We start from the raw sequence: 14164 nt of genomic DNA, 5'->3' as shown, positions 1-14164 counted from the left end.
CCTCAGACCACCCCGACCCAGAGACCGTCGCGCGCACGCGTCATCCCCACGTACAGCTCGCGACGGCGAAGGTCCCACCGCTCGCGCTCGGTCCCGTCCTCGGGCGGTGCGGCGTTGCCGACGTCGGCCGAGACGACGTCGGGCAGGAGCACCTGCTTGAACTCCAGCCCCTTGGCCCGCTTGATCGTGCCGACCTTGACGGCCTCGACGGGTGTGCCGGCGTACTTCTCGAGATCGATCGCCGGGATCCCCGCGCGCTGGAGCGCCTGGAGCGCGTCGCGCACGGCGAACTTGCTCAGGCACAGGACGCCGATGTCGCCCGGGCCCGTGCCGACCTCGCCGAGGACGTGGCGGACGCGCTGCACCATGCGAGGCCCCCGCTCCCGCGCGCCGGCACACTGCTCAATCACCGGCCGGGCGCCGGTGCGCGGGACGCTGCCCGGCACGTCGCCGCGCGCGACCGCTCCCTCGATGTCCGAGAACTCGTCGCCGGCGACCATGCGCTGCGCGAACTCGAGGATCTCGCGGGTGTTGCGGTAGTTGACGTCCATGACGACGCCGCGGCCGGCGAGGGAGATGCCCAGCTCGCCGAGCGTGTAGCCACCGGGGTAGATGGACTGCTGGCCGTCGCCGATGAGGGTGAAGGCGTCGGGCGCGTCACCGACAAGGCCGTGGAGCATGCGCACCATGGCGCAGCTGAGGTCCTGCGCCTCGTCGACGATGACGGCTCCGTACGGCTCGGTGAGCGGCTCGCGCCGCAGCTCTGCCTCCGCCAGGAGGATGGCGTCGGCGAAGTCGCACACGCCCTGGCCGCGCAGCTCGGCGTCGTAGGCCTCGTACAGGCGCCAGACCTCCCGGCGCTGGTCCAGGTTCAGGCGGTAGCCGCGACCGGTCCGCAGGAGGTCGGCGTACTGGTCGAACTGCGTGATGCCGCGGCCCTTGATGACGCTCTGGACCTCCTCCTTCCAGTAGCGCACCTGCATCGCCGAGGTGCCAAGGCGTCCGGCCGCGCCGACACGCTCCCAGGCGACCTTGAACGCGGCGTCGGCCTTCTGGCCGTTGAGGTTGAGGCGCACGCCGCGCTCGTCGAGCACCCGCAGGGCGAACTGGTGGATGCCGACGAACTCGACGCGATCCGCGACGTCCGGCGCCATGCGATGCAGGGACTGCTTGAGGACGTCGGGCAGCGTCCGGACGAAGGTGGTGACCAGCACCCTCCCGGGTCGCGTCCGCGCCAGGTACGCGGCGCGGTGGAGGCCGACGACGGTCTTGCCCGTGCCGGCGGCGCCACGGATGCGCGAAGGGCCGTTGAAGGAGCGGCGGACGAGCTTGGCCTGAGACGGGTGGAGGAACGTCATCCACTCCTCGATCGGGCTCGCGAGCATCCCCTCGAGCAGCGCCGACTGGACGTCCTCCTCGCTGAGGAGCGGCTCCATCGACGCCGTCGCCTGGGTCGGGATGACCGGCTCGGGAAGCGCCACGCTCACGGGCGCGGGCGCGTTCACCTCAGGGAACAGGGCCAGTGCGCGCGTCAGCACCGTGTCGACCTGCGTCGGTGTCAGGCGGCTGCCCTTCGCGGCGATGAACCGCAGCACGTCCTTCTCGCCGACGACGCACACCGGACCGACGCGCTCGTTGATGCCCTGGCGGCCCGCCAGGACGACGACGGCGTGCACCTCGCCCGGAGCGAGGCCCACGTCGGCGAGGTCGCCCTCGGCGGCGTACGCGAGGTCGGCGAGGGCCAGGACGTCGTCGGTGACGTCATCCTGGCCGCGGTGGATCCGGTCGGCCTGGATGCGGACGTCCTTCCACGCCTTCGTGTCGACGATGAAGACCCCACCGGGGCCGACCACGACCAGGTCGACCTGGGCGCGGCGGCTGCCGGGCCAGCGGCGGTCGGCGAGGAGGTGATGGCCGACGGCGGCGAGCGGGGCGAGGGCTTGCGCGGTGCGCTTCTCCGTCACGTCGGCGATGCCGTACCGGGCGGCCGTGGCGCGGGCTTCCGCTGCCGCGGCGGCGTGGGCATCGGCGAGTGCGAGCTGGCGGCGCGCCTCTGCGCCGGCTGAGTCCCCTGCGGGCATGTGAGTACCTCCCAGGGACTCGTCGGCACCGACATGGCACTTCGTGAGCCGATAAGCCTTCCGGCCCTGTTTCCACGGCCCATTTCATGGTGAGCTCGCGCGGTGGACACCGCTGTCGAGTCGGCGCTTCGCGTCGAGATCATGAGCTGGGTACGCGAACGTGCCGCGATGAACGGCGGGTTCCTCCACCGGCAGGAGCTCCTGGGTTTCCGGATCGACGGCCGCGACCTTCCGCTCATCGACTTCTCGCGGGGCATCCGCAACCCGGCGTCGTTCAGCTCGACGCTGTCGATCGTCGCGACGTCGAACGGGCCCTACGACGACGTCGAGTCCGACGACGGTCTCCTGCACTACAGCTACCGCAAGGGTGACCCGTGGAGCGGCGACAACCGCAAGCTGCGGACCGCGATGGAGACGGGGCAGCCGCTCATCCTGTTCCGCAAGGAAGTGGCGAACTACTACACGCCCGTGATGCCGGTGTACGTGGTCGACGACGAGCCCGAGAGTCGCGCGTTCATCATCGCGCTCGACGAGGCGTTCCGGTTCATGGGTGACGTGCGGAGCCTCGCGGAGCCGCAGCGCGAGTACGCGCGCCGCCTCGCCAAGCAGCGGCTGCACCAGCCGGCGTTCCGGACGCGGGTGCTGCTCGCGTACAACACGCAGTGCTCGATCTGCCGGCTGCAGCACGGGTCGTTGCTGGACGCGGCGCACATCGTGCCGGACTCGGAGGCGCACGGCGTCCCGACGACACCGAACGGGCTCGCGCTCTGCAAGATCCACCACGCCGCGTACGACCAGAACATCCTCGGGGTGACGCCGGACTACCAGGTGCAGGTGCGGACGGACGTGCTCGAGGAGGTCGACGGGCCGATGCTCAAGCACGGGATCCAGGAGATGCACGGGCGGGAGCTGACGCTGCCGACGCGGCGGGCGGACGCGCCGGATCGGGAGCTGCTGGCGTGGCGGTGGGAGCGGTTCTCGGCGTAGCTACGGCGCGCTGCCGATAGGGGCGTGGCACCCGCGGGAAGCAGGTGCCGGGTTCACGTCGTGAGTGTCGCCAGCATCTGTTCGAATGCCTGCTCGGTCACAATCGGGATGCCGTAGTCGGCGGCCTTACGCGCCTTTCCCGAGAGCGAATCCGGGTCGGCGGCCACCACGAGCGCCACCTTCTTGGTTACGCCGGACCAGGGAACGAGGCCAACTGCCTGGGCGCGCTCCATCCAAGTCTCGCGCGGCACCGCCATGTCGCCCGTGAACACCACGAGGTCGCCCGGGCGCAGCCGGAAAGTAGTGACCCGATGCGTGGGCGGCCCCGTGGCGCCGGACGTCACCTCCGCCGTAGCGATGATGAGCGCCTCTGCCATCTCCGCCTGGTCAAGGCCAAGCAAGGCTCCAACCGCGTTCAGATCTCCCTTCTCGTCGTCCGAGAGCAGACCGTCCGCCCACGCGACTCGCGCCAACGCCTCGTAGTAGCCGACATGCAGGTCGCGCGCGGTGGCCCGGTCGATCCCGAGCTCGACGGCGAGAGAGACGAGCCCATCCTGCTCACGGACGGACAGGAACCGGTCCAGCAGCGCGCGGTCGAGCAGTGCCAGGTACTGCTCCTGCTCCAGCGTGTCGCCCGCACTCGGCAGCCGGTCGGCCAGTCGCTTGAGGAAGGGGACCTGCCTCGACCGCGCCGCCCCGCGCTGGGCAGCGGTGAAGGGCTGGCGCGCGATGGGCGGCCAGGGGGTGGAGCTCGCGTCGACGACGACGTCGTGCCACGGCGCAGGGTCACGTATCCCGAGATAGGCGCCCAGCAGGTGCGCAGTAGCGGTGGCGTCGGCGAGCGCGGTGTGCGCTTCGGTGAGAGGGATGCCGAGATGCGAGCAGCACCCGGCGAGCGCGCGCGGTGCACCGGGGAGCAGACGTCCGGCCCACTGCATGGTGCAGAGGCACCGGTCCGCAGTGATGGGGACATCCCACCCGGCGCTCGCGAACTCCGTGTGGACGAAGCGCCGATCGAAGTGCGCGTTGTGCGCGACGAAGGTACGGCCCGCGAGGCGATCGGCGAGGTCACCGGCGACCTGGGCGAACGTCGGGGCGCTCAGCACGTCTGCGGCGCTGATGCCGTGGACGTGCTGCGGTCCGAGGTCGCGCCCGGGGTTGAGCAACGTCGTCCACGACTCCTCGATGGCCCCGCCGGGGTCCACGTGCACGACCGCGATCTCGACGATGCGATCATGCGCTCCCGGAAAGAGCCCGGTCGTCTCCACGTCGACGACGGCATAACCGGCCATGGCGCCCTCCGCATTCTCGGCCTACTTGCATACTTCGGCAGGTGATGGGAGCGACGTGAGCCGCCGCCGAGCCGCGACATGGGGAACGACTACCGGACGCGTGTCGGGCAGCCTTTACGTCGACGTGACCGAACGGCGTAGCGAGAACTAGCCAGCATTCACCACGCGGCGCAGCATCGCCCGCGTCTCCTCGTCCGTCGAGTACAGCAGCGCCCCCACCATCCCCCGCGTCAGCAGCACTTTGTAGACGTGCCGCACCAGCCGGTCGAACGTCGCGTCGTCGACCACCTTGCGGTTCCGGAAGTCGGGGTCCTTGTTGAACTCCCGCTGTGCCACCCAGCGGTCCTCGCGCCACACGAGGTCGTTGCCGAGGATGACGCCGTTCCAGTCGTACTCGAACCCCTGCGCGGTGTAGACGCAGCCCACCTGCCAGAAGCCCGCCGGATCCGTCGCCCAGAGCGGCGACGGCGGCGCCCCACCCACGGAGCGGTCACTCTTGAGGTTCCACGGCCGAGACCAGTCACCGATGCGCACGTCCGGGACGAGCGAGCCGTCGTTGCGCGGATTGCTCCACGGCCAGCAGTAACCGGCGGTCATACGAGCGCCATAGCCCTCGTCGCGCTTCGCGGCGAGCCGCCCTTCAAGCTCCACCGGCGAGTCGACGACGTCGACGGAGAAGCTCGCCTCGTCGCTCCACGGGATGGGCCCACCCTCGCGGAGGCCCAGAAGCCGCAGGACCCAGTCGAGGTATGCGTCGCTGCCCCCGGCCCGGTACTGCGCGTTGAGGTCGACGTGCCGGACCGTCAGACCCTTGGTACGCGCGTGGTGCTCGATCTCCGCGACGCTGCCCATCTCGCCCGGCCGCACCACCTGGTGCTGGTCGAGGAGGAACACGGGCACCCGGGCGGCGTCGAGCAGCTCCTCCACCTGCGGGCGTGCGTTCTCGCGTAGCGACTTCGCCGTCCAGCGGTTCACGGACTTCTCCCGGAGCCGGTGCGCCTCGTCGAGGATGAGCACGTCGAGCCCGTTGGTCTCGGCGTCCATGAAGCTGTTGAAGTACTTGAACAGGCTCTTGACCTGCGTGGACCCCTTGCCCGCAACCTGCCGCAGGGTCGTCGTGAACGACTGCGAGCCGGTCGCGTGCAGCACCGACCTGCCCTGCCGCGCGAGCTCGCCGAGCAGCGACAGCGCGATGACGCTCTTGCCGCTCCCCGGTCCTCCGGCGATGACGATGGCCGTCTTATGGTTCGACGAGCGCGCCTCCTCGACGGCGGCGAGAACGAGCTCGTACGCGACACGCTGCTCGTCGAGCAGCACGAACTGCTCGCGCTCGCGGATCTCCTTCGCGGCGACCGCCAGGAGCTGTTTCGACGGCCGGATCGCCGAGCCGAGGAACCGGTCCGCAGCGGCCGCGCCCGGCTCGGGTGCGAGGCGACTGCGCAGGTAGTCGATGAAGTCCGCCCGACGCTGGCCCGTGAACAGGCGCGCCTCGCTGGCCGCCGGCATGCCGCGAAGGTCCGCGACGGCGGCGTCGGTCGCGTTGTGCAGGTACGCCACGCCGTCCATCGCCTCGGGCCGCTCGGCGAGCACCACGACGAAGTCGCGCAGATACTGCGCGTATCCGGCGACCTGGGCGGACGGGTGCAGGGACGGGCGGTAGGGGGCACCGTCGACGTCGACCAGGGTGTCGCTCGCCTCCCAGCGCGAGGCGCGGCCCCACTGCTTGAGCTCGACGACGACGTACGAGTCGCGTCCGGTGCGGGGGTGCACGCCGGCCAAGACGACGTCGGCCCGTTTGGAACTGAGCGGGAGGCGCCGCTCGGGAAGCACCTCGACCCCGCCGAGGCCGGCGTCGGCGAGGTCACGTGCCAGCGCTGGCAGGCTGTTGCGCCAGGAGCGCCGCTCTCCCGGGCCGGGGAGGCCGAGACCGCTCATGACGAAATGCTCGGCGAGCTGGCGCTCGACCTCGGTCGCGTCGCCGTCGCACATGACCGCGAGCGCACGACCGCTCCACCTGATGGGTTGCACCGACGACCCCTGCGCAGCACGAAGTTCGTGCGGAGGGGGCATGTCCGGCCATGAGGCGCGGAAGTCCGTCGGTACCGCTGATCGCCTCGGACACTAACGGGCAGGCGGCGGTACACCGGTGGACGACGCGCAGGCAGTGCTCCGCGCCCGATGAATCCGCGGCGCACCAGCGGTCTGTCGTCGATGAGCGCTCACCCGCCCGCTGAGAGGACCGCCCCCGTGACTGCCGACAGCGACCATCCCGCCGCCAGCACCGCCATGCGCACGTTCGGCCACATCCTCGTCAACACCGCCGTCGCGAACGTCACCACGAGCTTCCTCTGGTTCGCGCTGACGTTCTGGGTCTACCTGGGCACGCGCTCCGTGCTGGCCACGGGCGTCGTCGGCGGCGCGTACATGCTCTTCGTCGCGCTGAGCAGCATCGTCTTCGGGACGATCGTCGACCACCACCGCAAGCTGCGCGTCATGCAGGCCTCGAGCGCGATGACGCTGCTCGCGTTCGGGGTCGCCGGCGCGATGTTCTGGCTGCTGCCGGAGGCGGCGCTGCTCGACCTCGGCGGGCCGTGGTTCTGGGCCTTCACCGTGATCATCCTCGCGGGCGCCGTCGTGGAGCAGATGCGCAACATCGCGCTCTCGACGACCGTGACGATCCTCGTGCCGGACAAGCGCCGCGCGAACGCCAACGGGCTCGTGGGCACCGTCCAGGGCGTCGGGTTCATGGTCACGAGCGTGTTCAGCGGCCTGTCGGTCGGGCTGCTCGGGATGGGGTGGACGCTCGCGATCGCGCTCGGCCTCATGGCCGCGACGCTCGTGCACCTCGTCACCATCCGCTTCCCCGAGGACCGGGTCGCCGCGGCGCCGACGTCCGGTGCGCGCGCCGCCGTCGACCTCTCCGGCTCGATCGCCGTCATCCGCTCGGCGCCCGGGCTCTTCTCGCTCATCACCTTCGCGACGTTCAACAACCTCATCGGGGGTCTCTACATCGCACTGATGGACCCCTACGGACTCGAGCTGTTCTCCGTCGAGGTGTGGGGGATCGTGCTGGCCGTCAGCGCGACGGGATTCATCGTCGGTGGCGGGGCGGTCGCCAAGTTCGGGCTGGGCCCGAACCCCATGCGGACGATGCTGCTCGTCGTCGTCGGCATGGGAGCGCTGGGCGCGACGTTCACGATCCGCGAGTGGTGGGTGCTCTACGCCGTAGGCATGTGGCTCTACATGTGCCTGATCCCGGTCGTGGAGGCCGCCGAGCAGACGGTCATCCAGCGGGTGGTCCCGCTCGAACGGCAGGGCCGCGTCTTCGGCGTCGCGATGACGTTCGAGTCGGCGGCGACCCCGATCACCGCGTTCCTCATCGCGCCGCTCGCCGAGTTCTGGATCATCCCGTACGCCCGCTCGGACGCCGGCAGCGCGGCACTCCGGCCCCTGCTCGGCGACGGCGACGCGCGCGGCATCGCGCTCGTGTTCCTCCTCGGCGGGCTGCTCATGGTGGTGGCAGGCCTGCTCGCGTTCCGGTCGCCCATCTACCGGGTGATGTCCAGGACCTACCGCGAGGCGGCGCCGACGTCGGCCGCGAGCGAGAGCCCCGGTGCCGCGCCGGGCCAGCCGTCGATCCGCGCTGGCGTCGCCGCGAGCGGCGAGCCGGGCGTCATCAAGGGATCGACGCCGAACGACGACGGCGGAATGCCGTAGCCGGACGCCTGGCGCCGGCTCGAGCTCCGGGGATCAGCGCCCGAACGTCTCCGTCGACCCGCACACGAACTCACCGGTGACCGTCGCTTCGACGTCGGTCGTCGCCGTCCTGCGCGCGTTCTCGGACACGCGGCCCGGCAGGTCGGCGACCTCGAAACCGCCGTCGGACATCTCGAGCGGCTCACGGGCGACGAAGACGCCGCCGTCGGGCAGCACCACCGACAGCCGCGGCTCGTCCCCGGCGAGCCCCGAGACGGCCCCTGCGTAGTAGCCGAGCGGCGCGGAGACGTCCTTGGCGACCTCCTCGAGGTGCGCGGCCCGAGCAGCGTTGTCGACGTCCTCGCCGAAGTGCGTGCCGGCGATATCGACGTAGCAGTCCGTGCCGTCCATCGTGACCTCGACCGAGACCGGCTCGCCGTCGGGCTCGGGGGTGTAGGTGACGGTGAACGCCGCGGAGCCGTCCTCGAACCGCCCCTGCGAGCCGTCACCGCTCGTGCAGCCCACGAGCATCGTCGTCGTCACCACGAGCAGGCAAAGCAACCGGACCGGCGGAGGCCGTCGGCTCACTGCTGCTCCTGTCGGAACCGCGCGAGCGCCTCGCGCCGCAGCGCGTCCAGCTGCTGCTCGCGCTGCTCCGGAGTCATCGCCGCCGCCTCCGCCCGCGAGCGCTCCGCGGCCGCAGCGAGCACGGGCGCGAACGCCGACGACGACGCGAACGAGCGGATGTCCATGCGCCCGTCGAGCACGGCTGCGGCCAGGTCCCGCAACTGCGGCGGCCCCGAGCGCCGCAGCTCCTCGAGCCCGTCGCGCGCCGCCCGGTGCAGGGGGTCGTTCGTCGGGATCGTCGCGAAGAGGCGCGGCTCCCGCTCCTGGTCGCCGCCCTGCGGGCCCAGCTCGGTCTCGGACACGCTCAGACCCTCCCGTTGTCGTACGCCGCCGGCAGCTTGAAGGTCGGCGACGTCATGGTCAGCGCCTGGAGCACGCCGGCCCCGGCCACGAACACGTCCAGGTACGTCCGTGCCTCGTTGATGACCGCGAGGGCCTCGCCGGCCAGCCACACCGCCCGGGCGATCGCCGCGCTGCCGGCGAGGAAGCCGACGATGCCGCCGATGCCCGTCCACGAGGTCAGCGCGGCGAACCCGTACGCGATGGCACCCGCGAGCGCGATGTCCATGATCGACGCGAGGATCCCGGCGAGCAGCTCGGCCTGCGTCTCCATGGCCATGGCGAGCCCGTCGGCCTGACCCTTGAAGTCGCGCAGCGCCTGGGCGATCTGCTCGCACTGCGCCGCGACCTCACCGAAGTGCGCCGCCGCCGCCAGCGCGGCGTCGCCGTACCACCGCTGCATGCACACGGCAGTCTCGGCATCCACCGTGAGGCCGACGAGCGTCATGTACTGGCCGAGATTCTGAGACGCCGACCCGGCCGCGTACATCGCGTTCCAGTCGCCGGCGAAGGACTTCTGCGCCTCCTTGAACGGGTCGTACCCGAAGATCGCGTCGAGGACCTCCATGACGAGCGACGTCGGGCTCAGCCAGTCGGCCGTGAAGATCCGCTCCATCAGGGTCGTCCCTGGGTCGCTCACCGGCTCGCGCAGCGCGGACGTCGAGGTCGCGACGCACACGGGCATCGACATCGACTCCCGCGACGCCTGGGGTTGGCCGCCGCTGTACAGGGAGTCGAGGCGCGCGTCGGTCGCGTCGTCGGTCGCGTCGTAGGCCGCAGCCGTCGCCATCAGCTCCGTCGCGGACCCGTTGAGCGAGAGCCCGAGCGCCTCGAGCATCTGCACGACGCCGTCGCGCGTCTCGTTCATCGACCCGACGGCCTGGTTGTACAGCAGAGCGCCAGGCATCGTGTCCAGCGTCAGGTGGTTCCAGGCGTAGGTCCAGGCCGGGCCGCACGCCTGTGCGTCCCACCCCTCCGCCGACAGCTTCCCAGCGAGCTGGCGCAGCGCTGGCGTCTCGACCGCGAACTCCTCCGGCACGTGTGCCCCCCTCTCGATTGCACGCAGACTAGACGGACCCACCCCGCAGGTCTTGTCAGGTCACCCGGACGCGTGGCGTCACACGCGCGTCGGGCCGAGGACCTGACGCGGATCCTTGCGCCCTGACCGGGGCGCGCCGCGGGGGGTTGTGGCACCGTCACTGCGTGCACACGACGGACGACGACGGACGCGAACCGCAGCTGACCGAGCTGAGCCGCCTGATGCGCGAGTTCTCCGAGCAGCGCGACTGGACGCAGTTCCACGACCCGAAGTCGCTCGTCCTCGCGATCGTCGGCGAGGTCGGCGAGCTCGCGGAGCTGTTCCAGTGGCTCCCGACGGACGAGGCACTCGCCGTGCGCGACGACCCGCGGCGACGGGCGCGGGCCGGCGAGGAGATCTCCGACGTGCTGCTCTACCTCGTGCGGCTCGCCGACGTGCTCGGCATCGACCTCATGGCGGCGGCACGGGAGAAGCACACGCAGGCACGACGTCGGTTTCCCGCCGAGGAGCACCTCGGGCGGGCGCCGGAACGGAGCTGAGGTCAGTCCGGGTCGGCGATGAAGGGTGCCAGCTCCGCGAGGAGGTCCGGCATGACGTCGGCGTCCTCGCCGTCGATCGCGTGGACGATGCGACGCAGCTCGCCTTCGGGGTCGTCAACGGTCGACTTCCAGTCGTCGTACTTGCGCACGACGGCGGCCAGGAGGTCCCCCGGATAGAAGTCGCCGTGGGCGAGCGGATCCCGGCGTAGTACCGCGAGAGCGCGCGGGATCAGAACGGGTAGACCGACACCCTGACCGATCATGATCCTGAGGCCCTCGGTGTCGAGGGAGCCGACAGGGACCCGCCGCAGCTGCGTCACGCGGGTGATGAGGAACGTCGATCCCGGCGGTGGCTCGCCCCACCGGTCGCCTTCAAGCTCCTCGAGCGACAGGTCGTTCACCTCGTGAGTCATCACAGCGCTCAGTCGTCGAGCCGGGCGCGGTAGATCCAGCGCACGCCCCTACGCACCTCGAGTTCGGGAGCCGACATGACGTCCGTGCGCACGCCGATGTTGACGTCGTTCCCCACCAGCACCCAGAACGCATCCTTGATGTCTTCGATGTCTTCGTCGTCGTCCGGGGTCTCGCGAGCGAGCTGGAACCGCAGCGTCACGTCCTTCCCTGCGATCTCGACACCGACCGCGAGCGCGTGCCGCGGGATCGCCCCCAGCGAGGCCTGCGCCACCTGGGCGACGACGTAGTTGTCCCAGATCGGCGCGTTCTGGGGGTTCTCCGGACTCGGGAGCGTCACGGCGACGCCAGCGCGCCGATGTCGGCTCGTCGACCTGCTCCAACGCGAGTCGTATGCCGCCCGCGGTGCGCGGCGTGAGGCATCCGGCGGGCGGCGCTGGCACCCGTCAGGGCCCGGCCGAGCGGGCGCGAGCTGTCGAACCACACGTCCACACCACTCATGGCCGGAGGCTCGGGTGGTACTCGTAGTCGATCTCGCGGAGCTCCGGGCTCAGATAGCCGCGCAGCTCCGCGCCCCCGGGGTCCTGCGGGTCGGGGAGCATCTCCACACCGCTGACCCAGATGAGGTTCCTGACGGGTTCGGTGCCCGACAGGTAGGCGCGGCCCAGCCATTCCCAGATCCCGCGGCACGTCGTGGGCTCGTCGCGTACGTGCGCCACCGTCCACCGGACGACATCCGAGAGGATCAGATGGGGAAGGATGACACCGTCCATCTCCTCGAGGTTTTCCGCGAGTATCGGCTCGAGGCTGCCGTGCTCGTACACCAGCGCTCCGATCATGGCGACAGTGCTCGGGTGATTCCTCATCGGCCCTCCATGGCGTCTCGGAGCTGCTGGGCTAAGCGCTCTGCGACGGCGCGATCCCGCGGGCCGGCATCTGGGCGCCCGGGTTTGGCGCGGGCCGAAACAGCAGCGTCGCGTCCGTTCACTGCGGACTCGACACCGACCGCACGCGCGCGCCTGGGGAGGGAAGCATCACCGCCAGCCGCCCAGCCGCGTCGGAGGGTCACGTGCCCGCCTCGAAGACCCACGCTCCGCGGCTCGGGCCGAAGTAGTGAGCCTCGCCAACTTCCGTGATGTTGATAGCGAGCCCCACGTCACCTGGACCAGCCGGCCGCCAGAACCGGTCGTCCGCGACCACAGCGTCAATCTCCTCGTCGGGGACCAGGCGCCGATCTTGCGCGTCCCACGTGCTCCAGGCGATCGTGATGAGGCCCTCGTGTGCAAGCGCGCTGACCACCCGTGCCGCCATCAGGCGTCGCCGCTGCGGCACGGCGTCGGGGAACTTGTGATTGAGCTCCCACAGGATCTGCCAGAGGCTCGCGTCCTCTTCAATCGCCTGGAAGAGGACGATGCGGCACACCTCGTCGAGCGTCATTGCTCAAGATCCGGGTTGCCAGCAAGGGGAACGCGAATCGTCTCTCCGTCTCGACTGACCCGCAGGTAGGGACCGAAGTGCAGGAGGTCGCTAGCGTCGGGCACACCTCGCTCAAGCATGACCGCCTCGCCGAGCCTCTCCGGATTGAGGAATCGGACGCCCTCCCCCTTCTTCAGTGGCAGCTCGTTCCACGTCTCCGGAACGAGCTGCCTCACGTCCTCCCACGCCGCTCCGCGCAAGGCCTCGGGATCGCGCAGGAACTCGTCGAAGGTTGGCATCGATCGTGGTTCCACGTCGAGTGCCTCTTCTTCGGGATGGTCGCCGTGGCCAGGTTCTCGGGATGCCGAGGGCCCCTGCGCCGTCGGCGAATCACGCTCACCAGCGACGGTCCTCAAGAAGCGGCTGCCCCGAAGTCCGGCAGAGGCGGCAGCTCCGCCTCCCGCTGTCGCCCCAACGATGATGAGGTCGGGTACCAGCCGCCCTGCTGCCCTGAAGGGCTCGGTCCGCCAGGTGTCGTAGTCGACCATCGCCTTGACCAGCGCCTCCGGATCCTCGCGCAGTCCGGTGTAGAGCCCGGTCGCCACGGCGACGCCGTCGGAGATCACCGCATCAGGGTCGGAGATGAACCGAACGGCACTGAACTGCCACCAGCCCTCGATCATGGCCACCGTGCCCTCGGCCATCCCGAGGTAGTACTGGTGGTGCGCGCCGATGACGGCGCTCCAGAACGGCGGCAGCCGGTCGATGCGGTCGGTGATCGCCTGGAGTGCCGAGGCGGCGCGCTCCGCCGAGCGGTCGACGGCGTCGTGCACCTCCTCGAGCAGCGCGTCCGCCTGCCACGCCGTAGCCGGTACCGCGGAGGCCAGCCGGGCGTCCGCCCACGCGATCACGTCGGCGTGGCCGTCCAGGACTGTGGCGGCGTCCACGCTGTCGTCGGCCGCCCGGCGCAGGTCACGCACCACGCCGGCGAGGGTTTCGAGGTAGGCGTCGGACGCCTCGCCCGACCAGCGGCCGACGTCGGCCCGCGCCGCAACCGCGGCCAGGTCCTCCGCCGCCTCCGCGCGACGGCGCAGGCGCACGGCGTCGTCACGCAACGCCCTGGCGTCGCCGAAGGAGGTGGCAGTCGCGCTCATCGCGCACGTCTCGCTCTCGTCAGGGCCGGCGGGTCCGGTATGTCTATCTGCGCGAGAGCACGTATGGCGGAGAGACGACGAATCTGTGGATAAGCGGCCGAAGGCTCAGCCCACGAAGACGCAGAACGTGTGGCCGTCCGGGTCGGCGTAGACGCGTAGCGGTTCCTGCGGGTCGTCGCTGCGGTCGAATCGCAGCGTCCCGCCGAGCGCCACGATGCGCTCGTGCTGTCGGTCCAGCTCCTCCTTGCTCGACACCTGTGTGTCGAGGTGCAGCTGCTGCGGGACCGCCTGCTCGGGCCATGTGGTCGGCGTCTGCTCGTCGACCTGCTGGAACGCGAGCTGGATCCCGCCCGGGTTGCACAGCACGAGCCAGTCCTCGCCGTTGGGGTCAGGCTCGTCCGCTGGCGGCGGCGCGTCGCCCTCGCGGTACTGCAGGCCGAAGACCTGCCGGTAGAACTCCGCGGCGCGGCGTGCGTCGGGAGAGTCGAGCACGACCTGGGCGATGTGCGGGTACGTGTGCGTCATGGCTGGACCTCCGCACCCAGGGTGCCGCGCGGGGAGCGGACCGTCATCCCTTGGCGAC

The 14164-nt window shown here is 70.7% G+C and carries 15 protein-coding genes; 3 read left to right on the top strand and 12 right to left on the bottom strand.

Going from position 1 to position 14164, the window contains the following annotated elements:
• Positions 1-2 precede the first annotated feature (2 nt).
• On the bottom strand, positions 3-2081 hold the full coding sequence (locus tag H2O74_RS00755; RefSeq protein ID WP_182112681.1) for a nuclease-related domain-containing DEAD/DEAH box helicase: 2079 nt from the start codon (positions 2079-2081) through the stop codon (positions 3-5).
• Between the two features lie 141 nt (positions 2082-2222).
• On the opposite strand from H2O74_RS00755, the gene H2O74_RS00750 reads away from it, so the two are divergent.
• A complete protein-coding gene (locus tag H2O74_RS00750) occupies positions 2223-3068 on the top strand; it encodes an HNH endonuclease (RefSeq protein ID WP_182112680.1) in 846 nt (281 codons plus the stop codon).
• A 53-nt stretch (positions 3069-3121) separates the two neighbouring features.
• Here H2O74_RS00750 and H2O74_RS00745 read toward each other — a convergent pair whose 3' ends face one another.
• Positions 3122-4360 (bottom strand): exonuclease domain-containing protein, encoded by a 1239-nt coding sequence (locus tag H2O74_RS00745; RefSeq protein ID WP_182112679.1) that lies wholly within the window; start codon positions 4358-4360, stop codon positions 3122-3124.
• Positions 4361-4507: 147 nt separating this feature from the next.
• Positions 4508-6349 carry a DUF2075 domain-containing protein gene (locus H2O74_RS00740; protein ID WP_182112678.1) on the bottom strand — a complete coding sequence of 614 codons (1842 nt, stop codon included), beginning with the start codon at positions 6347-6349 and terminating at the stop codon, positions 4508-4510.
• A gap of 222 nt (positions 6350-6571) precedes the next feature.
• On the opposite strand from H2O74_RS00740, the gene H2O74_RS00735 reads away from it, so the two are divergent.
• Entirely contained in the window at positions 6572-8077 is a 1506-nt protein-coding gene (locus tag H2O74_RS00735; RefSeq protein WP_370525786.1) for an MFS transporter, read from the top strand.
• 33 nt (positions 8078-8110) lie between these two features.
• Here the strand turns inward: H2O74_RS00735 and H2O74_RS00730 are convergent, their stop codons facing one another.
• Genes H2O74_RS00730 through H2O74_RS00720 form a run of 3 tightly spaced genes read right to left on the bottom strand, consistent with a single transcriptional unit; the run spans position 8111 to position 10061 of the window.
• Entirely contained in the window at positions 8111-8599 is a 489-nt protein-coding gene (locus H2O74_RS00730; RefSeq protein ID WP_182112677.1) for a hypothetical protein, read from the bottom strand.
• A gap of 41 nt (positions 8600-8640) precedes the next feature.
• A complete protein-coding gene (locus H2O74_RS00725; protein ID WP_182112676.1) occupies positions 8641-8985 on the bottom strand; it encodes a hypothetical protein in 345 nt (114 codons plus the stop codon).
• A gap of 2 nt (positions 8986-8987) precedes the next feature.
• Positions 8988-10061: a hypothetical protein gene (locus H2O74_RS00720; RefSeq protein ID WP_182112675.1), complete on the bottom strand. Its 1074-nt coding sequence runs from the start codon at positions 10059-10061 to the stop codon at positions 8988-8990.
• Positions 10062-10225: 164 nt separating this feature from the next.
• Between H2O74_RS00720 and H2O74_RS00715 the strand changes: the two genes are divergently transcribed.
• Positions 10226-10600, top strand: coding sequence for a nucleotide pyrophosphohydrolase (locus tag H2O74_RS00715; RefSeq protein ID WP_255491708.1), 375 nt, complete (start codon positions 10226-10228; stop codon positions 10598-10600).
• A 2-nt stretch (positions 10601-10602) separates the two neighbouring features.
• On the opposite strand, the gene H2O74_RS00710 is transcribed toward H2O74_RS00715, so the two are convergent.
• From H2O74_RS00710 to H2O74_RS00685, 6 genes are all read right to left on the bottom strand, one after another.
• Positions 10603-11013, bottom strand: coding sequence for a contact-dependent growth inhibition system immunity protein (locus H2O74_RS00710; RefSeq protein ID WP_220457991.1), 411 nt, complete (start codon positions 11011-11013; stop codon positions 10603-10605).
• Positions 11014-11021: 8 nt separating this feature from the next.
• On the bottom strand, positions 11022-11351 hold the full coding sequence (locus tag H2O74_RS00705) for a hypothetical protein (RefSeq protein ID WP_182112674.1): 330 nt from the start codon (positions 11349-11351) through the stop codon (positions 11022-11024).
• 157 nt (positions 11352-11508) lie between these two features.
• Complete coding sequence (locus H2O74_RS00700) at positions 11509-11877, bottom strand: hypothetical protein (RefSeq protein ID WP_182112673.1); 369 nt, start codon at positions 11875-11877, stop codon at positions 11509-11511.
• A 199-nt stretch (positions 11878-12076) separates the two neighbouring features.
• Positions 12077-12448 (bottom strand): hypothetical protein, encoded by a 372-nt coding sequence (locus H2O74_RS00695; protein WP_182112672.1) that lies wholly within the window; start codon positions 12446-12448, stop codon positions 12077-12079.
• A complete protein-coding gene (locus H2O74_RS00690; protein ID WP_182112671.1) occupies positions 12445-13581 on the bottom strand; it encodes a putative T7SS-secreted protein in 1137 nt (378 codons plus the stop codon). The genes H2O74_RS00695 and H2O74_RS00690 overlap by 4 nt, the downstream gene beginning before the upstream one ends.
• Positions 13582-13686: 105 nt before the next feature.
• Positions 13687-14106: a VOC family protein gene (locus H2O74_RS00685; RefSeq protein WP_182112670.1), complete on the bottom strand. Its 420-nt coding sequence runs from the start codon at positions 14104-14106 to the stop codon at positions 13687-13689.
• Between the last annotated feature and the right edge of the window lie 58 nt (positions 14107-14164).

The organism is Actinotalea sp. JY-7876 (genome assembly GCF_014042015.1).
In the GTDB taxonomy this organism is placed as follows: domain Bacteria; phylum Actinomycetota; class Actinomycetes; order Actinomycetales; family Cellulomonadaceae; genus Actinotalea.
Note: the sequence above shows the minus strand (reverse complement) of the source record. Positions and strands in the feature narration are given on the sequence as shown.

What these genes read in the sequence shown, in the direction of transcription:
- H2O74_RS00745 (WP_182112679.1), bottom strand. Translation starts at nt 4,360, where the DNA reads ATGGCCGGTTATGCCGTCGTCGACGTGGAGACGACCGGGCTCTTTCCG.
- H2O74_RS00690 (WP_182112671.1), bottom strand. Translation starts at nt 13,581, where the DNA reads ATGAGCGCGACTGCCACCTCCTTCGGCGACGCCAGGGCGTTGCGTGAC.
- H2O74_RS00695 (WP_182112672.1), bottom strand. Translation starts at nt 12,448, where the DNA reads ATGACGCTCGACGAGGTGTGCCGCATCGTCCTCTTCCAGGCGATTGAA.
- H2O74_RS00740 (WP_182112678.1), bottom strand. Translation starts at nt 6,349, where the DNA reads ATGTGCGACGGCGACGCGACCGAGGTCGAGCGCCAGCTCGCCGAGCAT.
- H2O74_RS00700 (WP_182112673.1), bottom strand. Translation starts at nt 11,877, where the DNA reads ATGAGGAATCACCCGAGCACTGTCGCCATGATCGGAGCGCTGGTGTAC.
- H2O74_RS00755 (WP_182112681.1), bottom strand. Translation starts at nt 2,081, where the DNA reads ATGCCCGCAGGGGACTCAGCCGGCGCAGAGGCGCGCCGCCAGCTCGCA.
- H2O74_RS00710 (WP_220457991.1), bottom strand. Translation starts at nt 11,013, where the DNA reads ATGACTCACGAGGTGAACGACCTGTCGCTCGAGGAGCTTGAAGGCGAC.
- H2O74_RS00735 (WP_370525786.1), top strand. Translation starts at nt 6,572, where the DNA reads ATGAGCGCTCACCCGCCCGCTGAGAGGACCGCCCCCGTGACTGCCGAC.
- H2O74_RS00750 (WP_182112680.1), top strand. Translation starts at nt 2,223, where the DNA reads ATGAGCTGGGTACGCGAACGTGCCGCGATGAACGGCGGGTTCCTCCAC.
- H2O74_RS00685 (WP_182112670.1), bottom strand. Translation starts at nt 14,106, where the DNA reads ATGACGCACACGTACCCGCACATCGCCCAGGTCGTGCTCGACTCTCCC.